Origin of the sequence: Roseburia sp. AM16-25 (assembly GCF_003473825.1) — a bacterium.
GTDB lineage: Bacteria > Bacillota > Clostridia > Lachnospirales > Lachnospiraceae > Pararoseburia > Pararoseburia lenta.
This window is the reverse complement of record NZ_QUCW01000004.1, coordinates 62425-86657: the sequence shown is the minus strand read 5'-3', so window position 1 is coordinate 86657 and position 24233 is coordinate 62425. Positions and strand designations below refer to the sequence as shown.

Annotated in this window: 21 protein-coding genes and 1 other annotated feature; of the genes, 19 read left to right on the top strand and 2 right to left on the bottom strand. The window is 47.0% G+C overall.

Annotation, left to right across the window (positions count from 1 at the left end):
- Window positions 1-14: 14 nt before the first annotated feature.
- From DW183_RS10490 to DW183_RS10400, 19 genes are all read left to right on the top strand, one after another.
- Window positions 15-905 (top strand): YihY/virulence factor BrkB family protein, encoded by an 891-nt coding sequence (locus DW183_RS10490; protein ID WP_118281958.1) that lies wholly within the window; start codon window positions 15-17, stop codon window positions 903-905.
- A 33-nt stretch (window positions 906-938) separates the two neighbouring features.
- Window positions 939-1154 (top strand) — a binding site (T-box leader).
- A gap of 113 nt (window positions 1155-1267) precedes the next feature.
- Window positions 1268-2287 carry a phenylalanine--tRNA ligase subunit alpha gene (gene pheS, locus DW183_RS10485; protein ID WP_118281957.1) on the top strand — a complete coding sequence of 340 codons (1020 nt, stop codon included), beginning with the start codon at window positions 1268-1270 and terminating at the stop codon, window positions 2285-2287.
- A 20-nt stretch (window positions 2288-2307) separates the two neighbouring features.
- Entirely contained in the window at window positions 2308-4725 is a 2418-nt protein-coding gene (gene pheT / locus DW183_RS10480; protein ID WP_118281956.1) for a phenylalanine--tRNA ligase subunit beta, read from the top strand.
- A gap of 15 nt (window positions 4726-4740) precedes the next feature.
- Window positions 4741-5766: a tRNA preQ1(34) S-adenosylmethionine ribosyltransferase-isomerase QueA gene (gene queA / locus DW183_RS10475; RefSeq protein WP_118281955.1), complete on the top strand. Its 1026-nt coding sequence runs from the start codon at window positions 4741-4743 to the stop codon at window positions 5764-5766.
- Between the two features lie 129 nt (window positions 5767-5895).
- The gene (locus DW183_RS10470; RefSeq protein WP_118281954.1) at window positions 5896-6204 is read left to right on the top strand and encodes a DUF1540 domain-containing protein; all 309 of its coding nucleotides are present in this window, start codon (window positions 5896-5898) and stop codon (window positions 6202-6204) included.
- Between the two features lie 102 nt (window positions 6205-6306).
- Entirely contained in the window at window positions 6307-7182 is an 876-nt protein-coding gene (gene lgt / locus DW183_RS10465; protein ID WP_118281953.1) for a prolipoprotein diacylglyceryl transferase, read from the top strand.
- A gap of 294 nt (window positions 7183-7476) precedes the next feature.
- On the top strand, window positions 7477-7908 hold the full coding sequence (mraZ, locus tag DW183_RS10460) for a division/cell wall cluster transcriptional repressor MraZ (RefSeq protein ID WP_118281952.1): 432 nt from the start codon (window positions 7477-7479) through the stop codon (window positions 7906-7908).
- 13 nt (window positions 7909-7921) lie between these two features.
- A complete protein-coding gene (gene rsmH, locus DW183_RS10455; protein ID WP_118281951.1) occupies window positions 7922-8869 on the top strand; it encodes a 16S rRNA (cytosine(1402)-N(4))-methyltransferase RsmH in 948 nt (315 codons plus the stop codon).
- 26 nt (window positions 8870-8895) lie between these two features.
- Complete coding sequence (locus DW183_RS10450; protein WP_118281950.1) at window positions 8896-9363, top strand: hypothetical protein; 468 nt, start codon at window positions 8896-8898, stop codon at window positions 9361-9363.
- Window positions 9364-9436: 73 nt separating this feature from the next.
- Entirely contained in the window at window positions 9437-11245 is a 1809-nt protein-coding gene (locus DW183_RS10445) for a peptidoglycan D,D-transpeptidase FtsI family protein (RefSeq protein ID WP_243069565.1), read from the top strand.
- Window positions 11246-11276: 31 nt separating this feature from the next.
- Window positions 11277-13025 carry a peptidoglycan D,D-transpeptidase FtsI family protein gene (locus tag DW183_RS10440; RefSeq protein WP_118281948.1) on the top strand — a complete coding sequence of 583 codons (1749 nt, stop codon included), beginning with the start codon at window positions 11277-11279 and terminating at the stop codon, window positions 13023-13025.
- A gap of 74 nt (window positions 13026-13099) precedes the next feature.
- On the top strand, window positions 13100-14053 hold the full coding sequence (gene mraY, locus DW183_RS10435; RefSeq protein ID WP_118281947.1) for a phospho-N-acetylmuramoyl-pentapeptide-transferase: 954 nt from the start codon (window positions 13100-13102) through the stop codon (window positions 14051-14053).
- A gap of 24 nt (window positions 14054-14077) precedes the next feature.
- Complete coding sequence (gene murD, locus DW183_RS10430; RefSeq protein ID WP_118281946.1) at window positions 14078-15439, top strand: UDP-N-acetylmuramoyl-L-alanine--D-glutamate ligase; 1362 nt, start codon at window positions 14078-14080, stop codon at window positions 15437-15439.
- Window positions 15440-15442: 3 nt separating this feature from the next.
- Entirely contained in the window at window positions 15443-16567 is a 1125-nt protein-coding gene (locus DW183_RS10425; protein WP_118281945.1) for an FtsW/RodA/SpoVE family cell cycle protein, read from the top strand.
- 28 nt (window positions 16568-16595) lie between these two features.
- Window positions 16596-17375, top strand: a complete 780-nt coding sequence (locus tag DW183_RS10420) for a cell division protein FtsQ/DivIB (RefSeq protein ID WP_118281944.1) — start codon at window positions 16596-16598, stop codon at window positions 17373-17375.
- A gap of 139 nt (window positions 17376-17514) precedes the next feature.
- The gene (gene ftsZ / locus DW183_RS10415; RefSeq protein WP_118281943.1) at window positions 17515-18753 is read left to right on the top strand and encodes a cell division protein FtsZ; all 1239 of its coding nucleotides are present in this window, start codon (window positions 17515-17517) and stop codon (window positions 18751-18753) included.
- 91 nt (window positions 18754-18844) lie between these two features.
- Window positions 18845-19603: a sigma-E processing peptidase SpoIIGA gene (locus DW183_RS10410; protein ID WP_118281942.1), complete on the top strand. Its 759-nt coding sequence runs from the start codon at window positions 18845-18847 to the stop codon at window positions 19601-19603.
- 4 nt (window positions 19604-19607) lie between these two features.
- A complete protein-coding gene (gene sigE / locus DW183_RS10405; RefSeq protein ID WP_118281941.1) occupies window positions 19608-20321 on the top strand; it encodes an RNA polymerase sporulation sigma factor SigE in 714 nt (237 codons plus the stop codon).
- 69 nt (window positions 20322-20390) lie between these two features.
- Window positions 20391-21992, top strand: a complete 1602-nt coding sequence (locus DW183_RS10400) for an MBL fold metallo-hydrolase RNA specificity domain-containing protein (RefSeq protein ID WP_118281940.1) — start codon at window positions 20391-20393, stop codon at window positions 21990-21992.
- Here the strand turns inward: DW183_RS10400 and sigG are convergent.
- Both sigG and DW183_RS10390 read right to left on the bottom strand, forming a co-directional pair.
- Window positions 21961-22764 carry an RNA polymerase sporulation sigma factor SigG gene (gene sigG / locus DW183_RS10395; protein ID WP_118281939.1) on the bottom strand — a complete coding sequence of 268 codons (804 nt, stop codon included), beginning with the start codon at window positions 22762-22764 and terminating at the stop codon, window positions 21961-21963. The two genes, DW183_RS10400 and sigG, sit on opposite strands and share 32 nt — an antisense overlap.
- 114 nt (window positions 22765-22878) lie before the next feature.
- Window positions 22879-24219, bottom strand: coding sequence for a threonine/serine ThrE exporter family protein (locus tag DW183_RS10390; protein ID WP_199649438.1), 1341 nt, complete (start codon window positions 24217-24219; stop codon window positions 22879-22881).
- Window positions 24220-24233: the final 14 nt, after the last annotated feature.

Here is a 24233-nt window from a genome sequence, read left to right as displayed (position 1 = left end):
ATAGAGGACAGATTATGATATGGATGGTCATCGGATATGTAAAGACATATCTGGATAAATGTAAAAGAGATAATATCGGTGCTTTCGCCGCGCAGGCGGCATTTTTTATCATTATGTCGGCAATTCCTTTTTTGATGGTGTTTACTTCCTTATTACAGTACACCAATATTTCACAGGAATATGTCACGGACCTGCTCTGTAAAGCCATGCCAAAATATATCGAACCGCTCTTGCAGCCGATCTTAAATGAAGTATATTCCCGGTCGGTCGGAATCATATCCCTCACGGCGATCGTTGCCCTGTGGGCGGCAGGAAAGGCCCTGCAATATATGACAGCAGGCATGAATGTCTTAAATGGCATTGATGAGACCAGAAACTGGTTTGTCGTTCGTTTCTGGGCGATTGTCTATACGATCGTATTTATTTTTGCCATTATCATCGTGCTGATCCTCATGGTATTTACGGAATATATCCAGAGCCTTTTAGATCAGGCGTTTGGTGTCTGGGGCATACTGGTAGCCATTGTCAGTGTCCGCCCGCTGATCCGAGGGCTGGTGGCCTTTGCCATACTGACCGGACTTTTTGTCTGGCTCTTTACGACCCTGCCAAATAAGAAGATCAAGGCTTATACGCAGATCCCGGGCGCGCTTCTTTGTGCAGCAATCTGGTATGTATTTTCGATTTTTCTATCTTTATATGTGAATTTTTACGATCGTTTTTCTATTTATGGCAGTATGTCGACGATCGTGCTCATGATGTTCTGGCTGTATTCGTGTATGTATATCATGTTTATGTGCGCGGAGGCGAATGTTTTCTTTGCCGAAGTGCTGGGGAGATTTATGCGCAAGCAGATGAGAAAAATACAGGATAAATGGAAAGCCTTTCGCTTGAGAAATAAATCTTGATGTTTTTTTCAGGCTATGCTAGAATGTCAGATGTTAAAGGCTTTGAATGCGCACAGTAGCATGTCATACTTTTTTCAGAGAGGATGGGTCATCGGCTGAAAGCCCGTCTAAGGTAAGGTGGCAGGTGAATTTCCCGCAGGAGCTGCGTGACTGAAAGAAGTAAGTCGCGACGGATAGTGCACGTTAAGCATATGAGTGTCAGAGAAATCTGGAATCAGGGTGGTAACGCGGAGTGATTTCGTCCCTATCGGGATGAAGCCTCCGCTTTTTTGTGTCATAGAAATCTGATACATTCCCTATCACAAAAGGCACTTCGTGCTAAAAGGACTTTTTGAAGAGAAAATAAAGAAAAGGAGATAGAAATGAAAGACAAGTTACAGGAAATCACAAAAAGAGCCATGGAACAGATTGATGCAGCAGAAGAAATGTCTGCACTTAACGATGTGCGTGTGGCAGTGCTTGGAAAAAAGGGTGAACTGACCGCTGTATTAAAGTCCATGAAAGATGTGAAGCCGGAAGACAGACCGGCAGTAGGACAACTGGTAAATGAGACCAGAAGTGCCATCGAGGAGAAACTCGCTGAGGCAAAAGAGCGCATGGAAGAGGCAGAGTTAGATCACCGTCTCAAATCCGAAGTCATCGATGTGACCCTTCCGGCAAAGAAGGCAAAGATCGGACATTTACATCCAAACACCAATGTATTGCAGGAAGTAGAAGATATTTTCGTTGGTATGGGCTATGAAGTCGTAGAAGGACCGGAAGTAGAATATGATTACTACAACTTTGAAGCCTTGAATATCCCGGCAAATCACCCTGCCAAGGATGAACAGGATACCTTCTATATCAATAAGGACATTTTGCTTCGTACCCAGACCTCACCGGTACAGGTGCGCGTCATGGAAAAGGGTAAACTGCCGATCCGTATGATCGCACCGGGAAGAGTTTTTCGTTCCGATGAAGTAGATGCGACCCATTCTCCATCATTCCATCAGATCGAGGGGATGGTTATCGATAAAAACATTACTTTTGCAGACTTAAAGGGAACTTTGCAGGAGTTCGTTAAGCAGTTGTTTGGCGCGGACACCAAGGTTAAATTCCGTCCGCATCATTTCCCATTTACCGAGCCGAGTGCAGAGATGGACGTTTCCTGCTTTAAGTGCGGCGGCAAGGGCTGTCGTTTCTGTAAGGGCGAGGGCTGGATCGAGATCTTAGGCTGTGGCATGGTACATCCAAAGGTACTCAAGATGAGCGGTATCGACCCGAATGAATATCAGGGATTTGCTTTCGGACTTGGCTTGGAGCGAATCACACTTTTGAAGTACGAAATTGACGACATGAGACTCTTGTATGAGAACGACGATCGTTTCTTGAAGCAGTTCTAGGAGTAGGAGGAAGAAATAGCATGAGAACATCATTAAATTGGATTAAAGATTTAGTACCGGGGCTGGAAGCAACGCCTCAGGAATTTATGGATGCTATGACTTTGTCAGGCTCCAAAGTAGAATTTTATGAATGTATGGACAAGGATCTGGAAAAGATCGTAGTCGGACAGATCGAAAAGATCGAAAAGCACCCGGATGCAGACAAACTAGTCATCTGTCAGGTCAATGTAGGAAGCGAGACCATCCAGATCGTGACCGGTGCACCAAATGTATATGAAGGTGCAAAGGTGCCGGTTGTCTTAGATGGCGGACGTGTTGCCGGCGGTCATGACGGTGAAAAGACCGAGGGCGGCATCAAGATCAAGAAGGGCAAATTGCGTGGCGTAGAATCAAACGGTATGATGTGTTCGATCGAAGAACTGGGTTCAGACCGCAATATGTTCCCGGATGCACCGGAATACGGCATTTATATTTTCCCGGAGGATACCCAGGTGGGAGCCGATGCTGTCAAGGTATTGGGACTGGATGATGCCGTTGTAGAATATGAGATCACATCCAACCGTGTAGACTGCTTTGCTGTTCTTGGCATTGCAAGAGAAGCAGCAGCAACCTTTAAAAAAGAATTTGTACCAGAGGTTGTTACAAAGACAGGAAATGACGAGGATGTCAACGATTATATCAAGGTGTCTGTAGAGGCGACAGATCTCTGCCCACGTTATACGGCAAGAGTGGTAAAGAATATCAAGATCGCTCCTTCACCGGAATGGATGCAGAAACGCCTGCGCGCACAGGGCATCCGTCCGATCAACAATATTGTCGATATCACCAACTATGTGATGGAAGAGTACGGTCAGCCAATGCATGCCTATGATATGGATACGATCGAAGGACATGAGATCCGGGTTCGCCGTGCCAATGCCGGTGAGACTTTCGTGACTTTGGACGGACAGGAAAGAAATGTAGATGAAAATGTACTGATGATCTGTGACGGCAAGAAAGCCATTGGCATTGCCGGTATCATGGGTGGTGAAAATTCCATGATCACAGACAATGTTTCGACCATGTTATTTGAGGCAGCATGCTTTGACGGAACCAATATCCGTCTTTCTTCCAAGCGTGTGGGACTGCGTACCGACGCATCCGGCAAGTTTGAAAAGGGACTGGATCCAAACAATGCCATGGATGCTATGGATCGTGCCTGCCAGTTGGTAGAAGAATTGGGCGCAGGTCAGGTCGTTGGCGGTGCCATCGATATTTATACCAAGAAGATGGAAGGCAGACGTTTGCCGTTTGAACCGGATAAATACAACCATATGCTGGGAACCGATATTTCACCGGAAGACATGCTGGAATACTTCAAACGTCTGGACTTAGGCTATGACGAAAAGACCAATGAGGTATTGGTGCCGTCATGGAGACAGGATCTGGAAAGTTATGCTGACCTTGCAGAAGAAGTTGCCCGTTTCTATGGCTATGACAAGATCCCGACTTCACTGCCAAGCGGAGAGGCAACCACCGGTCGTCTTTCTGAAAAGTTAAAGGTAGAAAAGATCGTGCGCAATGTTGCACAGTTCTGTGGTTTCTCACAGGGCATGACCTACTCCTTTGAAAGTCCAAAGGTATTTGACAAACTCCTTCTGGACAAGGATGATGTACTGCGTCAGGCGATCGTGATCTCCAATCCTTTGGGAGAGGACTTCAGCATCATGCGTACCCTTCCTTTGAATGGTATGATGACATCTTTGGCAACCAATGCAAACCGTCGTAATAAGGACGTGCGCTTGTTTGAAATGGGAAATATCTATCTGCCAAAGCAGTTGCCACTTACTGAACTGCCGGAAGAAAGAATGCAGTTGACACTTGGTATGTATGGAGAGGGTGATTTCTTTACCATGAAGGGGGTCATTGAGGAGATCACTTCACAACTTGGCATGGATGCAAAACTGACCTATGATCCGGCATCCGGTAAGAACTTCTTACATCCGGGCCGTCAGGCAAATGTCCTTTATCAGGATAAGGTCATTGGATATTTAGGTGAGGTACACCCGAAGGTATGTGCAAACTACGGTATGAAAGAGCGCACCTATATCGCTGTTGTCGATATGCCGGCAGTGATGGAATTTGTATCCTTTGACAAGAAGTACGAAGGCATTGCCAAGTTCCCGGCTGCAACAAGAGACATCAGTATGGTGGTTCCGAATGAGATCCTGGTCGGACAGATCGAGGAAGTCTTTGAGACCAAGGGCGGCAATTACCTGGAGTCTTACGAACTCTTTGATATCTACGAGGGCAACCAGATCTTAAAGGGGCATAAGTCTGTTGCATATTCTTTGACCTTCAGAGCAAAAGATAAGAACCTGGAGGAAGAAGATATCACGGCTGCCATGAACCGCATTTTAAAGGCACTGGAAGCCATGGGTATTCAGTTGAGAAAGTAATTAAGGAAAAAGAAAATGGATGTAAAAGACTTTTATTATGATCTTCCGGAGGAACTGATCGCACAGGATCCTCTGGAAAAAAGATCAAATTCGAGACTTATGATCCTTGATAAAAAAAGTGGCGATGTGACGCATCGCCATTTCTATGATATCAAGGAATATTTAAGACCGGGCGATTGTCTGGTCATCAACAACACCAGGGTCATACCGGCGCGTTTGTATGGCGAGCGCGAAGAGACCGGAGGCAAGGTTGAGATCCTGCTTTTGAAGCGGAAAAGCGATGATGTCTGGGAGACACTGGTAAAACCGGGCAAAAAGGCAAGGATCGGCACACGCCTGACCTTTGGCGGTGGACTTTTAAAGGGCCAGGTCATCGATATTGTGGATGAGGGCAACCGCCTGATTCGTTTCTCCTATGAAGGAATCTTTGAGGAGATCCTGGACCAGTTGGGACAGATGCCCCTGCCGCCTTATATCACACACGAACTCAAGGATAAGAACCGCTATCAGACGGTCTATGCCAAATATGACGGATCTGCGGCAGCACCGACCGCAGGTCTGCATTTTACAAAAGAACTCTTACAGGAGATCCGTGACATGGGTGTATCCATTGCGGAGGTCACTCTGCATGTGGGACTTGGCACCTTCCGCCCGGTCAAGGTGGATGATGTCTTAGACCACCATATGCATTCCGAATTTTTCCAGATCTCGGAAGAAGCGGCAGACCTGATCAATACGACCAGAAAAAACGGAGGACGTATCATTTCTGTTGGGACGACCAGCACGAGAACACTGGAGTCGGCGGCAGAAGCGGACGGCACCTTACATGCCAAGAGCGGCTGGACGGATATCTTCATCTATCCGGGATATCAGTTCAAGGTCATCGATGGACTGATCACGAATTTCCATCTGCCGGAATCCACGCTTGTCATGCTGGTTTCTGCCCTTGCCGGCAGGAAACATGTCATGGCAGCCTATGAGGAGGCAGTAAAGGAACGATATCGCTTCTTTAGTTTTGGCGATGCCATGCTCATCATTTAAAATTGCGCTTTTTAAAATACAATCTTCCTGGTCGCATAGGAGAAATTTAAGAGGACATAATATTATAGTAGCTTGCATAAGGCAGGCTGCTATTTTGCATTCGCCCTATGGCGAGAAAGGAGTTTTTGTATGACACAATTAGATTGTAGAGCGACAGAGTGCCGTTACAATGCGGACAAGATGTGTGCCAGAGCAGGTATCACTGTGGAAGGTACAAGCGCAAAGAAGAGTGATGAGACATATTGCGGTAACTATGAAGTGGGCAAAGACGGATGCGCCTGCAACAGAGCCGGAGAGCCGGACGGTGTGACAGAGATCACCTGCGATGCCAAGAACTGCCATTACAATGCCTCTGGCAAGTGTGAGGCGGGAAGTGTGGATATTGCTGACAGTACAGGTGTCGGACAGACCATGTGTGCAAGTTTTGCCATGAAATAAAAAAAAGATGAAAAAGATCCGCAAGTTTTTTTGCGGGTCTTTTTCTATGGCATAAAATGTGCTAGAGTATGGAAATAGGAAAAGGAAAGGCGGATTTTTAAAATGAATATGGATATCAATTTTCCAAACCTACATATCTATCTGGAACATGTAGGAAAGAATATAAACGTCTTTGGCATCACGATCGCTTACTACGGCATGATCATTGCACTTGGCATGCTGCTGGGCGTATCACTGATCTTGCATCGGGCAAAAAAAGACGGACTGGACCCGGATCAATGTCTGGATATCTGCATTTTTACCATTATTTTTGCCGTGATCGGGGCGAGGATCTACTATGTGGTGTTTGCCTGGGATTATTATAAGGATAATCTGCTGTCGGTCTTTAATATCAGACAGGGCGGCCTTGCCATTTACGGCGGTGTGCTTGCCGGGGTCCTGACAGCCTATATCATGTGCCGGATCAAAAAGATCCCATTCCTACAGTTCGCAGATCTGGCGGCACCGGGACTTCTGGTCGGACAGATCTTGGGACGCTGGGGCAACTTCTTCAACCGGGAAGCCTTCGGACAATACACGGATGGACTCTTTGCCATGGAACTGCCATTAAATGCTGTACGGTCCATGGATGACATCACGCAGGAGATGCTGGCACACGCGAGAGTGGCAGACGGCGTGACCTATGTACAGGTACATCCGACCTTCCTGTATGAATCCCTCTGGAATCTGGCACTTTTGATCTTTATACTGGCAATGACAAAACACAAGAAGTTTCACGGAGAGTTTTTCTACTTTTATCTCTTCTTTTACGGCTTGGGACGCTTCTGGATCGAAGGACTGCGTACCGACCAGTTGAAGATGTGGGTCACCGGATTTCCGGTATCACAGGCACTGGCACTGGTTCTGATGGCGGTTGCCCTGATCCTTTTTGCCCTCGGTCTGCACAAGTCCAAACAAAATAATGCACAAAAATTATAATTAAATATTGTAAAAATTTTTATACACTGGAAGAAAAACGTATAAAAAGGGACAAAACCACAAGAACTTGTGCTTAAAAATAAAAGGACACAAGAAATAGTAGTGGGATTTGCCACCACCATCTACCACAAGCCCGAAAGCCTTGATTTTACAAGGTTTTCGGGCTTGCTTTTTGCCCTTTAATACCATAAAATAATCATAAAAGTGGTGCGAAGTGGTATGTAGTGTCATGAAGTGGTGGATAAGTGGATAATTTCGTGGATAAGATGCTAGGGGAAAGGAGGTACAGCAGTTATGTTCATGGGAGAATATAGTCATAACGTAGATGCCAAGGGCAGACTTATTGTTCCGGCAAAGTTTCGTGAACAGTTGGGCGATCAGTTCGTTGTGACAAAAGGCGTGGACGGCTGTCTGTACGTATATTCCCAGGAAGAATGGAAACGCATAGAGGAGAAGTTCCGCGAAGTCAATCTGACAACAAAAGACGCACGTAAATTTATGCGTTTCTTCTTTGCGGGTGCTGCCATGTGTGAGGTGGACAAGCAGGGACGTATTCTGATTCCGTCGGTACTTCGTGAATTTGCAGGACTGGAAAAGGATGTTGTCTTAGTAGGTGTTCTGACCAAGATCGAGATCTGGGACAAGGATCGTTATGCGGATGCAAGTTCTTATGATGACATGGACGAGATCGTAGAGCATATGGCTGAGTTGGGACTGAGTATTTAGGAGTGGAACATAGATGGACTTTAAGCATTATTCGGTACTCTTACCGGAGACAATCGAACAATTACATATCAAAGAAGACGGCATCTATGTAGACGGGACACTCGGCGGTGGCGGACATTCTTATGAGATCGCCAAACGGCTGACGACAGGACGCCTGATTGGTATCGATCAGGACTATGATGCGCTGGAAGCCGCAGGCGAGAGACTAAGACCATTTGCAGACCGTGTGACTTTGGTACACAGCAATTATGAAGCCATGGTTGAGAGAGTCCACGAACTTGGCATTGATAAGGTAGACGGTATTCTTTTAGATCTTGGCGTATCTTCTTTTCAGTTAGACACACCGGAGAGAGGATTTTCCTACATGGTCGAGGATGCACCTTTGGATATGCGCATGGATCAGGACAATCCGATGACAGCAGCGGATATCGTCAATGACTATTCCGAGGAAGACCTTTATCGCATCATCAGAGACTATGGAGAAGATCGATTTGCAAAGAACATTGCCAAGAATATCGTAAAAGAACGTCAAAAAGAGCGGATCACAAGAGCAGGACAGTTAAATCAGATCATTGAACGGTCGATCCCGAAAAAATTACAGGTTACCGGCGGACATCCGGCAAAGCGCACGTATCAAGCAATCCGTATTGAACTCAATCGGGAATTGGATGTGCTGGAGCAGAATCTGGATGCATTTATCGATCTTTTAGCAGAGGATGGCAGGATCTGTATCATCACCTTTCATTCTTTGGAAGACCGCATCGTAAAGAATACGTTTAAGAAAAATCAGGATCCATGTACCTGCCCGAAAGATTTTCCGGTATGTGTATGTGGAAAGAAGTCCAAAGGACGTGTGATCACAAGAAAACCGATCCTTCCATCCGAAAAGGAACTGGAAGAAAATACCAGATCACGAAGCGCAAAATTACGTGTATTTGAAAGAGGGACAAGCAGCAGATAGTTGGGAGTTTGAAAAAGGAGAGGACTATGACTGAGGTAAAGACTTATTATTATACAGACGGCAATACCGTACGACAGGTAGAACAGCCGCTTCCGGACCGCCATACCAGAGAGCGTGAGATCCGTGAAGAAAGAGAAAGAAAGAGAAGACAGGCAAGACGCAAGGCACAGGCAGCCATGCGCCGCAAACGTGTCTATTCTATGTATATTGTATCCGTGGCAGTTGCATTGGTGGGTCTTTTTGTAGGCTATATCAATCTGACCAACAGCATCACGACACATATGGATAATATTTCGGCTTTGGAGCAGAATATTTCTGATCTCAAGGCATCCAACAGTGCGACCGAGAGCCGCATCGCCAGTGCGACCAATTTAGGCGACATCAAGACGGCTGCCATCAATGAGATGGGCATGGTCTATGCAAATGCTGACCAGATCGTGTATTATGATATGGATAGCAGTGATTATATGAACCAGTATCACAATATTCCATAGGATAGGAGTTTTTTGATTGGCTAGACAGATACGAAGAAGCAGAAGGAAAAAACCGAAAAAGTTACTTAGGAGAATGCATAATAAGCTTTACATTGTTTTTGGAGTATTATGCATTCTTTTTGTGGCTTTGATCTTCCGGCTCATGTATATCGAATACACGAGTGGGGAGAAATACGAAAAGATCGTGCTCTCACAGCAGGAATATGACAGTACGATCATTCCGTATAAGCGCGGTGACATCGTGGATAGCAAGGGGACGGTTCTTGCGACAAGCGTAGATGTTTATAATGTCATCCTGGACAGCAAGGTCTTGCATGCAAACGAGGAAAAGATTTCATCTACCATCGCCTATCTGACCCAGTGCTTCCCGGAGATCACGGCGGACCAGGTCAATCAGGAGATCACAGACAACCCGGATCGGGAATATACAGTGCTGGCAAAGCATGTTTCCTATGAGGAAAAGGCGGCTTTTGAAGCCTTAATGAACGGCGAAGATACCAAGGATCAGATCGCGGGGATCTGGTTTGAAAAAGAATATACAAGGACTTATCCTTACAATTCGCTGGCAAGTGCCATGATCGGCTTTGCTAATGCAACGACCGGTGTGATCGGCTTGGAAAATCAGTATAATGATACATTGAACGGCACGAATGGAAGAGCTTATGGGTATCTTAACGCGGACAGTAATGTTGAACAGACCGTAATCGAGCCGGAGAATGGGTATTCGCTGGTAACTACATTAGATACAAACATACAGACCATTGTAGAAAGTGCTATTTTACAAGCCAATGAGGAAATGAAGCAGGAGACAGAAGGTGCTACGACAGGTAGTGATAATACGGCAGTGCTTGTAATGAATCCGAAAAATGGCGATGTGCTTGCTATGGCATCGTATCCAACGTTCGATTTGAATAATCCGAAGGATCTCAGTGCATACTTTACAGAGGAACAATTATCTGCGATGTCAGATGAAGACAAAATGAATACACTGAATAATCTCTGGCAGAACTATGCAATTTCAAAGACATTTGAGCCAGGATCTACGTTTAAGCCATTTACAGAAGCAATGGGGTTGGATTCCGGAACATTACACGGAGACGAAACCTACATCTGTGACGGTGGAGAATGGGTGAGTGGCCATGAAATTGGCTGTGTGAAGCGAACAGGTCATGGAATGGAGGATTTGCGAGGCGCACTGCGCGACTCTTGTAATGATGCGATGATGCAGATGGTACGCTCCATTGGACCGGCGAATTTTGCAAAATATAGCCGGGAATATGGCTTCGGTCAGAAGACCGGTATTGACTTGCCGGGAGAGGCATCGACAGCTTCTTTGATTTTTAGCGAAGAACAATTGGCGCAGACGGAATCAAACCTTGCAGTTTCTTCCTTTGGACAGGGCTTTAATGTGACGATGGTTCAGCTGGCATCATCTTTTTGCTCTCTTATCAATGGAGGGGATTTGTATCAGCCGCATGTTGTTAAAAAAGTGGTGGATGATTCCGGCAATACGGTGCAGGAAATCAACCCGGTAGTATTGAAAGAGACGGTTTCCAAGGAAGTAAGCGATACCCTTCGCGACTATATGTACACCGTTGTCAGCGAAGGAACCGGTGCAAAAGCAGCGGTAGAAGGTTATGCGATTGGCGGTAAAACCGGTACAGCAGAGAAGGTTCCACGTGGCTCCGGAAATTATGTGGTGTCGTTTATTGGCTATGCACCTGTGGAAGACCCACAGGTCGTGGTGTATGTGGTTGTTGATGTGCCGCATGTAGAAGCGCAGGATCACTGTTCGCAGTCTTCTTTCATTGCAAAAAATATCTTTTCACAAATCTTACCTTATATGAATATTGAACGTATGGATTCTGTGGCAGCAGAATAAAATGTGATAAAGCGTTTTATGGAGGCTTGGCATGGAACGATTGCGTGTGTACTCCCACCGAAAGGCAAAACTGATCGGTGGGACCTTTATCGTCGTTTTGCTGGCTTTAGGGCTGCGCGTAGGCTATCTGATGATCTTTCGGGCAAGCCATTACGCGGAACTGGCGGTAGAGGTGGAGCAGCGGGAGCGCAAGGTGAAGGCGGCAAGAGGACGCATTATTGATAGAAATGGCGTAATTCTTGCGTCAAATAAGACGGTATGCACAATTTCCGTCATACATAACCAGATCGAGGATCCGGAGGCGGTCATTTCCTGCCTGACTAAGGAACTGGGGCTGACGGAGGAAGAAATACGAAAGAAAGTAGAAAAGGTGTCCTCCATCGAAAAGATCAAGACCAATGTGGAAAAAGACATTGGGGATGCCATCCGTGCCTATGATCTTGCAGGGGTCAAGGTGGATGATGACTACAAGCGCTATTATCCCTATGACCGCATCTTATCTAAGGTCTTAGGCTTTACCGGTGGCGACAATCAGGGCATCATCGGGCTGGAGGCTTATTATGATGAGGCTTTGCAGGGAGAGGATGGAAAGATTCTGACCTATACGGATGCCAGAGGCGTGGAGGTCGCCGAACTGGGGGAGGTTCGGCTGGAACCGGAGGCAGGGGATGATCTTTATGTCTCGCTGGACTACAATATTTCACGTTTCGCCACCCAGTTGGCAGAACAGACCATGCAGCGCCATCAGGCATCCGGTGTGGAGATTATTGTCATGAATCCGAAAAATGGGGAGATCTATACCATGGTCAACGTACCGGAGTTTTCCCTGCAGGAACCTTTTACCTTAACGGAATACATGGCGGGGCAGACCGGGGAGAAGACCGATCTTTTAAATGAGATGTGGCGCAATATCTGTATCAGTGATACCTATGAACCGGGATCGACTTTCAAGATTATCACAACGGCTGCGGCACTGGAAGAAGGGGTAGTCACGCCGGAGGAATCCTTTTACTGTAATGGCAGTATCACGGTGGAGGATACGCGGATCCGTTGTCACAAGACAACGGGACATGGGAGCGAGGATTTTACCCATGCCATCATGAATTCCTGCAATCCGGTCTTTATCCAGTTGGGACTGCGTCTGGGAGCGCCGCGTTTCTTTCATTATTTTGAACAGTTCCAGATGCTTTCGACGACCGGGATCGACCTGCCCGGCGAAGGAGCGACCATCATGCACCAGTTAAAAAATGTAGGTCCGGTGGAACTGGCGACCATTTCCTTTGGTCAGTCTTTTCAATTAACGCCCATACAGATGGCATCTACAGTGTCCTCTCTGATCAATGGGGGAGAGCGCGTTACCCCGCATATCGCACTGACCTGCCGGGATCGCGATGGCAAGGTGACAAGAACTTACAAGACCAAGGACAAAGGCAGTGTCGTATCAAAGGAGACCTCTGAGATCCTGCGAGGTCTTTTGCATCAGGTGGTAGCGGAGGGGACCGGTAAGAACGGTCAGGTTGCAGGCTTTGCCGTAGGAGGCAAGACGGCGACATCGCAGATGCTTCCCCGCGGGAGCGGAAAGTATATCGCTTCCTTTATCGGGTTTGCCCCGGCAGAGGATCCCGAGGTCTTAGCCATCGTTATTATCCATGAGCCCCAAGGCATTTATTATGGCGGCACGATCGCGGCACCGGTGTGCAGCCAGTTGTTTGAAAATATCCTGCCTTATCTGGGCGTGGAAGAGACCGAAAAAAATACGGATAGTGCAGTTGCGCAATAGTGCCAAAACACTTATACTATTTAGTTGAAAAAAATGAAATTTGCAAAAGAATGCATAATAAACAAGGAGTCGTTATGGTTGAAAAAATTTTATTTCCGGTACTTATTTCATTTGGGATAGCAACGATTCTAGGACCTATTGTTATTCCTTTTTTACGAAGACTCAAGGTTGGACAGACGGAGCGTGAGGAGTTGGAGTCGCATCAGATCAAGACAGGAACGCCGACCATGGGCGGCCTGATCATTTTGGCAGCGATCGTGATCACATCTCTTTTTTATGTGTCACGTTATCCCAAGATCATACCGATCGTATTTCTTACGGTAGGTTTTGGCGTTATCGGATTTCTGGATGATTATTTAAAGGTTGTTCTGCGCCGTTCGGATGGACTTTTGGCATGGCAGAAGATGCTTTTACAGATCGTGGTGACAACGATCTTTGCCGTATATCTGGTGCGTTACACGGATGTTTCTTTGACCATGCTGGTGCCGTTTTCCGGCGGACATTACATTGATCTGGGCTGGCTTGCCATTCCGCTCATGTATTTTGCCGTGATCGGTACGGTCAACGGTGTCAACTTTACAGACGGACTGGATGGTCTGGCATCTTCGGTAACGGTATTGGTTGCAGTATTCTTTACGGTGGTAGCCGTAGGGATGAACAGTGGAATCGAGCCGGTGACCTGTGCGGTCGTGGGAGCACTCTTAGGATTTTTGCTCTTTAATGTCTACCCGGCAAGTGTCTTTATGGGAGATACCGGATCTTTGGCACTGGGCGGTTTTGTGGCAGCAACGGCTTATATGTTACAGATGCCACTCTTTATCCTGATCGTGGGTCTGATCTATCTGGTAGAGGTTTTATCCGTGATCATCCAGGTGACATTCTTTAAACTGACACACGGAAAACGTATCTTTAAGATGGCACCGATCCATCATCATTTTGAACTTTCCGGCTGGTCAGAGACCAGAGTTGTAGCCGTATTTTCCATCATCACGGCACTGCTTTGCCTGATCGGATATGCAGCACTTTAAACGAGAAAAGTCAGGAGGCAGATTGTGGATATTTCAAATAAGACAGTACTTGTCGTAGGAACAGGAAAAAGTGGCGTGGCAGCAGCAAAACTCTTGCTGCATCATGCAAAAAAGGTATATATACAGGATGGCAATGAGGCTTTGGATGTGGCAGCATTCCGCAGCAAGAACCCGGAACTGACACCGGTGGAACTGATCCTGGGGGATGTATCGGAGGATATGTTAAAGTCCTTTGATATTGCCGTTTTGAGCCCGGGCGTGCCGCTGGATATTCCTTTGGTAGAAAAGATGAAAACTTTGGGCATGACCATCTGGGGCGAGATCGAACTGGCATATGTCCTTGGCAAGGGGCACGTGGTAGCCATTACCGGAACCAATGGTAAGACGACGACAACAACCTTGGTCGGTCAGATCATGGCAAGACATTTTGCACATGTGGCAGTCGTTGGAAATATCGGTATTCCTTATACGAGCGTGGCAGAGGAGACGACAGACGATACGGTTGTTGTGGCAGAGATCAGCAGTTTCCAGTTGGAGACCATTGATACGTTTGCACCGAAAGCGGCTGCGATCTTAAATATCACGCCGGATCATCTGAACCGCCATCATACCATGGCAAATTATATTGCCGCCAAGGAGAGCATCGTAAAGAACCAGACCAGGGATGATCTGTGTGTGCTCAATTATAATGATGAAGTCCTGCGTGCCTTTGGAAAGACCTTAGAGCAAAAAGTCGTCTTGTTTTCCAGCACCGAGACTTTGGATGCTGGGCTCTATCTACAGGAAAATGAGATCCTGTGGGCAAGAAATGGAAAGACCGAGCATATTATTTCGGTGGAAGAACTCAATATCTTAGGTGCACACAATTATGAAAATGTTATGGCAGCGGTTGCACTTTGCGATGGCATGGGCGTGCCGATGGAGACTATCCGGGAGGGACTGAGAGCCTTTCATGCAGTAGAACACCGTATCGAGTTTGTCTGCAAAAAGAATGACATTGCCTTTTACAACGATTCCAAGGGAACCAACCCGGATGCCGCGATCAAGGGCATCTGTGCCATGAACCGCAGGACAGTCCTGATCGGTGGTGGTTATGACAAGGAGTCCGTTTATGATGAGTGGATCGATAGTTTTGATGGCAAGGTCAAGCAACTGGTCCTGATCGGACAGACGGCGAAGAAGATCGCGCTCTGCGCCGATGCACATGATTTTCATGATTATGTCTTTGCGGATTCTTTAGAGGAAGCCATAGACATTGCCTATGAGACAGCAGAACCGGGCGAGGCTGTTCTTTTATCACCGGCATGTGCAAGTTGGGGCATGTTTGACAATTACGAACAGCGTGGAGATATCTTTAAAGCATATGTAAGAAATCTAAAGGAGTAATGCATGGAGAGAGCCGTGACTGCGCAAAAAAAGAAAAGAAAGCGCACCGGAACAACCAAATATATCGACTATACCTTACTGCTGATGATCATATGTATCTTAGGTTTTGGTCTTGTCATGTTGTATAGTACCAGTGCCTATAATGCAACCTTGAAGTTCGGCAGTTCCATTTATTATCTGAAAAGACAGGCGATGTCAGCAGGACTTGGTTTTGTTCTGCTTTATATCTGTGTCAAACTGGATTACCATTTTTTTGCCAAATTTGCGGGTGTGGCGTATCTTTTGGCGACGGTTCTGTGTTTGGCGGTAAATTTTGTGGGAACCAGTAGTCATGGATCCTCCCGCTGGCTCAACATTGCAGGATTTTCCTTCCAGCCGTCCGAACTGGCCAAGGTTGCCGTGATCTTATATCTGGCAACGGTAATCAGTAAACGACCGATGGCTATGCGCACCTTCAAGGGCAATATAAAACTGCTGGCAACGATCTTGCCTATCTTTGTGGTGGTTGCCTATAACAACCTGAGTACCGCCATCATTATTGTGGGGATCGCCTTTATCATGGTCTTTATTTCCAGTCCCAAGACGGCACCGTTTATCCTTGCTTTTGTGGGCGTTGCTTTACTGGCGGTTGTCTTTATTTTTGGAACATACCGGCAGGAGCGTGTGCAGATCTGGCTACACCCGGAAAATTACGACACCGGCTATCAGACCCTGCAGGGCTTGTATGCGATCGGATCCGGCGGACTTTTTGGCAAGGGGCTGGGCGAGAGTATCCAGAAACTGGGCTTTGTCCCGGAGGCGCAGAATGATATGATTTTTTCCATCATCTGTGAGGAACTGGGACTTTTCGGAGCCATCTGTGTGATACTTATGTATATTCTTTTATTGTGGCGTCTGCTTTTGATCGCGACCAATGCCAAAGACATGTTTGGATCCTATCTGGTGATCGGCATTATGGTGCATATCGCCTTACAGGTTATCTTAAACATTGCCGTTGTGACCAATTCCATGCCAAACACCGGTGTTACGCTTCCTTTTGTCAGTTATGGAGGAACCTCCATCATGTTTCTGATCGCGGAGATGGGCGTAGCCCTCAGCGTGTCAAAGAGTGCGCATGTGGAGACTTAGGATAGAAAGAGGATGGAGACTGTGATTGATGAAACGAAAAGGAAGAAACAACCAAGAGATCCCAAAGAAAAAAAAGAAGAAATTTTCCAAGTTCCGCTTTTACTTTTTTAATATAGTTCTGGGTGTGATCATCTGCCTGCTTGTCGCAGCTATGGCGAGTTATGCTTTTTGTACGGTGCATACGGTGACGGTCAAAGGCAATACCGTCTATACGGAGGAGGAGATCAAGCAGTTGGTACTGGACGACTCCTATTCCAAGAATACGGTCTATGCCTGGGGCAAGAACCTCATCAAGCCAAAGACCGATATTCCTTTTGTGTCCGCGATCAAGGTAAAGATCAAGGGCTATGACAAGTTGGAGATCGACGTGACGGAAAAGAAACTTTTCGGATGCGTTTTGCTTTCGGACAACCGTATGGCTTACTTTGATGAAGACGGAAAAGTGGTGGAGGTGTCGGACCGCGTCATTGAAAATGTGATGCAGGTGTCCGGGATCACCCTGGATAAGGCAAAGGTCGGCAGTAAGGTCGGGCTGGAAAAAGACCAGTTATCCTTCATGTTAAATCTTTTAAAGATCTTAAAGAAGTACGACATTGCGATCAGCAGCCTTTCTTTTGATGAAAGAGGCCGCATTACGGTCGTTTACGGAAGTATTCTGATCTGTGTGGGAAATGATACTAACGTGGAAGAAAAGATCATGCGTCTGCCACATATCCTGCCAAATCTGGAAGGACAAAGCGGGACACTACATTTAGAAAACTGGACACCGGATAACACAGATATTGTGTTTGAAAGACCAAAAGAATAGCCTGTATAAATTTCAATTTTTTTGAAAAATAGGTTGATAAATGAATAAAATTTATATATTATAATCTATATGGGTTTGTAGAATAGGATTTATGGGTTTACTCATAGATTTTGAGATAGGAAGAAGGAGGATTAAGACCTTGCTTGAAATAATGACGAATGAAGCGGATACCAGTGCCAAGATTATCGTGATCGGAGTAGGTGGCGCAGGAAATAACGCTGTGAATAGAATGATTGATGAGAATATCGCAGGTGTTGAGTTTATCGGGATCAATACAGATAAGCAGGCACTTTCCCTTTGCAAGGCACCGACATTGATCCAGATCGGTGAGAAACTGACCAAGGGTCTTGGTGCAGGCGCACAGCCGGAGATCGGTCAGAAGGCAGCAGAGGAGACCGCAGAGGAGATCGCAGCCAATGTCAAGGGCGCAGATATGGTATTCGTTACCTGTGGTATGGGTGGCGGAACCGGAACAGGTGCAGCACCGGTTGTTGCCAAGATCGCCAAGGAGCAGGGCATCCTTACCGTTGGTGTTGTGACCAAGCCATTCAAGTTTGAAGCAAAGACACGTATGGTCAACGCAGAGTCCGGTATTGAGAGACTCAAGGAAAATGTTGATACTTTGATCGTGATCCCGAATGATAAATTATTAGAGATTGTAGACCGCAGAACGACTATGCCGGAAGCGCTCAAGAAGGCAGATGAAGTATTACAGCAGGCAGTACAGGGTATTACAGACCTGATCAATCTGCCGGCTCTGATCAATCTGGATTTCGCAGATGTCCAGACTGTTATGAAGGACAAGGGTCTTGCTCATATCGGTATCGGTACAGCCAAGGGTGACGAAAAGGCAACAGAGGCTGTTCGTATGGCAGTAGAGAGTCCACTTTTGGATACGACCATCAATGGCGCAACACATGTCATTATCAATATTTCCGGAGATATTTCTCTTATGGATGCCAATGCAGCATCTACTTATGTCAAGGATCTTGCAGGAGATTCTGTCAATATCATCTTCGGTGCCAAGTATGATGAGTCCAAGCCGGATGAAGCAACGATCACAGTCATTGCTACAGGCTTAGAGGACGCACCGGCAGCAGCACCAAAGCCATCTATGGGCAGTTCTCTCTTAAATAATATGCAGTATGCCAGCGGGCTTGGCACACCAAAGCCATCCGTAAGCGGATTTGGCGCAGGCGTACATACACAGCCTACGACACAGGCACCGAGACCATCGGCAGCATCACAGGCTGGTGGAGCATCTGTAGGAGGCGGTATGGGTAACTTCCCACCACTGACCAAGCCACAGCAGCCGACCAGCACAGTCAAGCAGGAAGACATCAAGATTCCTGAATTTTTAAAGAACACAAGAAAATAATCTAGCAGGCTCGTTTCGACAGAATTTATAAAGCCACTTCCTTATAATTGATTTTATCAAAAGGAGGTGGCTTTTTATTTATGTCGTTTATTTGGATGTTCTTGTTCTACAAAATCTTATGCTGGATCTGGCAAGTCTTCTAGCCCTTGCGATCTGGCAGGAAAAATCTATGTCGGTGCCAAGGCTGGTCTTAGCGAGCCTGCTTGCTACGGGGCTTGGCTGTCTGGCATATCTGTTTTTACATTCCTTTTGGGGCTATGTCATTTTTGTCGTTTTTCTTGTCAATCCACTCATGCTGTTACTGGCATTTGAAAGGACAGCCCCTAAGGCATTGACAGTCCTTTATTTTCACCTGCTGATCGTTTATGCGGGATTGGGCGGGCTGGTGTCCCTGTTGGATCTGTATCTGCCGGCGGAGATCCGGGATTTCTTATTACCTCTGGCATGTGCTTTGTTTTTTTTGCTTACGGTCATTGCATCGATCTTACAGGCAAGAAAAAGAGAGCAGCGGGAAGTGGCGATCCTGGTGTGTGGGCATGTGGAAAAAATGCAGGCACTTGCCGATACCGGAAATCTCTTGCGCGACCCCATCAGTGGCAGACCGGTTTGCGTGGTGTCGGAAGACTATAAGGAGAAATGGAAGATCCCGGCAGAGCGGATGCGTCTGATCGCCTATGAGACGGTGGCAGGGCAGGATTTTATGGAGATCGTGGCAGCAGATAAATTCCTGATGAAAGAGGCGGGAAAAATGGTCAGCCAGAAAGAGATCCTGCTGGGATTTGGCAAGGCATCCTTGTTTCAGGGGAAAAATTACCAGATGATATTACATAAAGATTTTTGTTGGGAGTGAGCATATGCGTTTATTGTTTCGATGGCTTACGAGAGAGAAACTGGAATTGCTTTACATCGGTGGATGTGAGGTGCTTCCGGAACCTTTGAATGCAAGAGAGGAACAGGCATGTATCGAGGCTATGCAGGATCATCAGGATAAGGAGGCAAAGGAAAAACTGATCGCCCATAACCTGCGTCTGGTCGTCTATATCGCCAAGAAATTTGATAATACCAAGGTGGGAACCGAAGACCTGATCTCCATCGGCACGATCGGTCTGATGAAGGCAATCAATACCTTTGATGCCTCCAAGAGCATCAAACTGGCGACCTATGCGTCGCGCTGTATTGAAAATGAGATCCTTATGTATCTGCGTAAAAATAACAAGCAGAAACTGGAGGTTTCGATTGATGAACCCCTCAATGTGGACTGGGATGGAAATGAACTTCTTTTGTCGGATATTTTAGGCACGGACGAGGATGTGATCTACCGGGATTTGGAGACGCAGGCAGATCTCAAACTATTACATCAGGCATTAAAGACCTTAAACGGCAGGGAGAAGATGATCATTGAACTGCGTTTCGGGCTACATAGCAAAGATGGGGAAGAACTGACGCAAAAGCAGGTGGCAGACCTTTTGGGAATTTCCCAATCCTATATTTCCCGTCTGGAAAAAAAGATCATGAAGCGGCTGCATCGGGAGATGGCACGGCAGGAAAATGGTATGAAAGTAGTGTGATTTTTCGGAAAAATGTTATATAATATGGATATGGAACAGGAAATTTTCTGACGAAACGGAGGAGAAGGTATGATCATTGAATTTCTGGGGGCAGCCCATGAGGTGACAGGTTCCTGTCATTATGTGGAAGTGGGCGATAAGAAGTTTTTGGTGGACTGCGGCATGGAGCAGGGGCCGGATATCTATGAAAACCAAGAGATCCCGGTACAGGCGAGCAGTATTGATTATGTCTTTGTGACCCATGCACATATCGACCATTCGGGGCTTTTGCCACTTTTGTATGCGCATGGTTTCCGGGGGCAGATCTATGCGACAGAGGCGACGTGTGAACTCTGCAACATCATGTTAAAGGACAGCGCACATATCCAGACTTTTGAGGCAGAGTGGAAGAACCGTAAGGCAAAACGTGCCGGAAGGCCGGAGGTCACACCTTTATATACGGTTGAGGATGCCGCAGGTGTCTTGGAGCAATTTGTGCCGGTGCATTACCATGAGACGATCAAGGTCTGCGATGAGATCACGGTCCGCTTTGTAGATGCCGGACATCTTTTGGGATCATCGTCCATTGAAGTCTGGCTGACAGAAGGAAATGAAAAGCGAAAGATGGTTTTTTCCGGGGATATCGGACAGGGAAACCGACCGCTCATTAAGGAGCCGGAATACTTAAAAGAGGCAGACTATGTGTTAATTGAATCCACCTATGGAGACCGCTTGCATGAGGCGCCGATCGATTTTGCCAAGGCTTTGGCACAGATCATGCGATCTACGTTTCAGGCGGGAGGCAATCTGGTCATACCGGCATTTTCCGTCGGCAGGACACAGGAAATGCTCTACTTTATCCGCAGGATCAAAGAGGAGGGCATGCTGTCTGATTTAGAGGATTTTGAGGTCTATATGGATAGTCCCTTGGCGGTGGAGGCAACTGCGGTCTTTCATGATAATGTATCGGAATGTTTTAGTCAGGAAGCAAAGAGGTTGATCGCCGAGGGCAAGAATCCGATCCGTTTTCCGGGTTTAAAGATGGCAGTGACCAGTGAGGAGTCCAAGATGATCAACTTTGACATGAAGCCAAAGGTCATTATTTCGGCATCCGGTATGTGTGAGGCAGGCCGTATCCGCCACCATCTCAAGCACAACCTCTGGCGACCGGAATCTACCATTCTTTTTGTGGGATATCAGGTGCCGGGGACTCTAGGCTTTAACCTTTTAAATGGGGCTAAGGAGGTCAAACTCTTTGGTGAGACTGTCCATGTGGAGGCACGGATTGAAAATCTGCCGGGGATCAGTGGTCATGCCGATAAGAATAAATTGCTGGATTGGATGGGCGGCTTTGAAAAGGCGCCAAAGAAGGTCTTTGTCGTACATGGGGAGGATGCTGTCTGTGATTCTTTTGCAGATGCCATCCATGAAAAATACGGCTATGAGGCGTATGCACCTTATTCCGGCGACCGCTTTGATCTTCTGACCGGAGCCTGCTTGGAGCAGGGCAGCCGACAGGTAAAACAAAAGAAGACGCCATCCTCCAAGGCATCTTCCAATGTATTCGCCAGACTGCTTGCCGCAGGAGAGCGGCTTATGCGCGTGATCCGGGACTGCGAGGGCATGGCGAATAAGGATCTGGCAAAATTTGCTGACCAGATCAATGCTTTGAGCGACAAGTGGAGCCGGTAAGATAGTGCTCCATGGATTTTAAGGCGTTTTTTTCGAGGCGGGAAACCTGGGCTTGGGAGATCTGGATTTCAGAGGCAACTTCCATTTGGGTTTTCCCTTCAAAAAAACGCAATTTTATGATATGGGATTCTCTTGGACTTAAGGTTCCAAGGGCATCATTTAAGGAGAGACTTTCGACCCAGTTCTCTTCTTTATTTTTTTTGTCACTGATCTGATCCATGACATATAAGGTATCGCCGCCATCATTGTAGATAGGATCATAGAGGGACAGGGGGCTTTGCATGGCATCTAAGGCATAGATCATATCTTCCACCGGGATGCCTGCGGCAGCGGCGATCTCGTCCATGGTAGGTTCTGTTACGCTGGTGCGCAGGAGATTTTCTTTGGCAACGATTGCTTTGTAAGCGGTATCGCGCAGGGAACGGGAAATGCGGATACTGCTGGAAGTGTCACGCAGATAGCGGCGGAGTTCGCCTATGATCATGGGAACAGCATAGGTAGAAAACTTGACATTCATAGTCGGGTCAAAATTGTCAATGGATTTGATGAGCCCGATGCAGCCAATCTGAAAGAGGTCGTCCAGATTTTCCCCATGACCGGAAAAACGTTTTAAGACACTGAGCACTAGGCGCAGATTTCCCTTGATATAGGTCTCGCGTGCCTGCGCGTCCCCTGCTTTTATCTTATCCCAAAGTTCATTCTTTTCTTCATCGGATAGTAAGGGCAGTTTGGCAGTGTTGACACCGCAGATCTCAACCTTGTATGTGCTCATAAAAAAGACCTCCAACTTCAACTACTTTTAGTGTTGCCAAGTTGTAGATCTTTTATGCGCCACAGGGACGTTCCTTTTGCCATAAGGAGTGTCCCTGTGGTATCTCTGTGGTATCTAGGTGCAATAGCGGAAGGTTTTGTCGGTGAGGATGCGGGCAAAGATCAGCCCAAGAGGCAGGGCTAAGATGACAAGGAGTGCGGATGCCAGCCAGGAAGCCGCAGCCGTCAGGTTCATAATGCCAAGATTATAAAAGCCCTTGTAAAGGTAAAGCCCCGGAACCATGATGACAATGGATGGCACGGTCAGGGAGATACGCGGATAGCCTGCCAATCCCTTTAAGGTGGAGGCTAAGAGACCGGCGATAAAAGCCCCGATAAAGGCTGCAGCGGCAGGTGGCAGGGCAAGCAGGTCGATTAGTTCCAGCCTTACGGTATTGGAAATGGCACCGATCAGACCGGCGGCAAGTGCCAGTCGCACGGGACTGTTAAACATAATGGAAAAGCCAAAGACCCCGCAGCAACTGGCGAGCAGGCGGAGCAGGATCCATTGCCAGAGGCCTAAGTTCAAAGGCAAAAAGTCCATAGGCTGTAAGCCCAAAGACATAGCCAGGATCCATGCGGTCATGGTAGCGACCGTAATGATGATCAGCGAGTAGACCAGACGCTCGGTGCCGGATCGCATATCCAGTTTGGCGAGATCGATACCGCTTGTAATGAAAGGAAAGCCGGGAATGATAAATAACATGGAGCAGATATAGCCGGCTTCGTGCTCCAGCCGTACCGCAAAGATGACCTCTAAGAGTTTTAATAAAAGCGTGTAGGACAAGCATGCGGCGGAAACGGAGGCAATGATGCACAAAAATAAGGTAAAGTGGTGCTTGGACAGTTTACAGCGGATGTAATTGCCGATGCCCGCGCCGACAAAGGCGCAGAGCATTTCCACAATGCCGCCGCCCAGCAGAAAAGTGAAGGCTCCGCAGGCTAGAGCGGCAGAGGCGGCTAGTGTGAGTGGTGAGTATAAGCCATGTATTTTTTCGATATCATCCAGAGCAGAATGAATCTGCTCACAGGTCTGCTGTCGTTCGTTTTTGGAAAAATTGGAAACAAACTTTTCCAGACGGTTCAACTGCGAAGTGTTGACCCCGGTATTGGTCAGGCAGAGAGACTGGCTGAAACTGTCGTTTCCGTCAATACAGGTATAGTTGATCGACATGAGTCCAATGTCCACTGTGCAGGTGATGTCCATGAGTTCGGATAGGGTATTCATGGAACTGCGGACACGCCAGGCTCCGGTTCCGCATGCTAACATCATGATGCCGACACGCCCGATGACAGATGCCTTGGCAGGCAGTGTGGCAGAGATGATCGGCATGGTATCGTTGGGGTCGCTGTAGTCATGCCATAAAATATCCATATGGTTTTTTTTGATGCCGGGTTGGGCTTGTAATGTATTCATCATGCTGCCTCTTT

Coding starts and splice junctions, on each gene's coding strand:
- DW183_RS10490 (WP_118281958.1), top strand. CDS start 15: ATGATATGGATGGTCATCGGATATGTAAAGACATATCTGGATAAATGT.
- pheS (WP_118281957.1), top strand. CDS start 1,268: ATGAAAGACAAGTTACAGGAAATCACAAAAAGAGCCATGGAACAGATT.
- pheT (WP_118281956.1), top strand. CDS start 2,308: ATGAGAACATCATTAAATTGGATTAAAGATTTAGTACCGGGGCTGGAA.
- queA (WP_118281955.1), top strand. CDS start 4,741: ATGGATGTAAAAGACTTTTATTATGATCTTCCGGAGGAACTGATCGCA.
- DW183_RS10470 (WP_118281954.1), top strand. CDS start 5,896: ATGACACAATTAGATTGTAGAGCGACAGAGTGCCGTTACAATGCGGAC.
- lgt (WP_118281953.1), top strand. CDS start 6,307: ATGAATATGGATATCAATTTTCCAAACCTACATATCTATCTGGAACAT.
- mraZ (WP_118281952.1), top strand. CDS start 7,477: ATGTTCATGGGAGAATATAGTCATAACGTAGATGCCAAGGGCAGACTT.
- rsmH (WP_118281951.1), top strand. CDS start 7,922: ATGGACTTTAAGCATTATTCGGTACTCTTACCGGAGACAATCGAACAA.
- DW183_RS10450 (WP_118281950.1), top strand. CDS start 8,896: ATGACTGAGGTAAAGACTTATTATTATACAGACGGCAATACCGTACGA.
- DW183_RS10445 (WP_243069565.1), top strand. CDS start 9,437: ATGCATAATAAGCTTTACATTGTTTTTGGAGTATTATGCATTCTTTTT.
- DW183_RS10440 (WP_118281948.1), top strand. CDS start 11,277: ATGGAACGATTGCGTGTGTACTCCCACCGAAAGGCAAAACTGATCGGT.
- mraY (WP_118281947.1), top strand. CDS start 13,100: ATGGTTGAAAAAATTTTATTTCCGGTACTTATTTCATTTGGGATAGCA.
- DW183_RS10425 (WP_118281945.1), top strand. CDS start 15,443: ATGGAGAGAGCCGTGACTGCGCAAAAAAAGAAAAGAAAGCGCACCGGA.
- DW183_RS10420 (WP_118281944.1), top strand. CDS start 16,596: ATGAAACGAAAAGGAAGAAACAACCAAGAGATCCCAAAGAAAAAAAAG.
- sigE (WP_118281941.1), top strand. CDS start 19,608: ATGCGTTTATTGTTTCGATGGCTTACGAGAGAGAAACTGGAATTGCTT.
- DW183_RS10400 (WP_118281940.1), top strand. CDS start 20,391: ATGATCATTGAATTTCTGGGGGCAGCCCATGAGGTGACAGGTTCCTGT.
- sigG (WP_118281939.1), bottom strand. CDS start 22,764: ATGAGCACATACAAGGTTGAGATCTGCGGTGTCAACACTGCCAAACTG.
- DW183_RS10390 (WP_199649438.1), bottom strand. CDS start 24,219: ATGAATACATTACAAGCCCAACCCGGCATCAAAAAAAACCATATGGAT.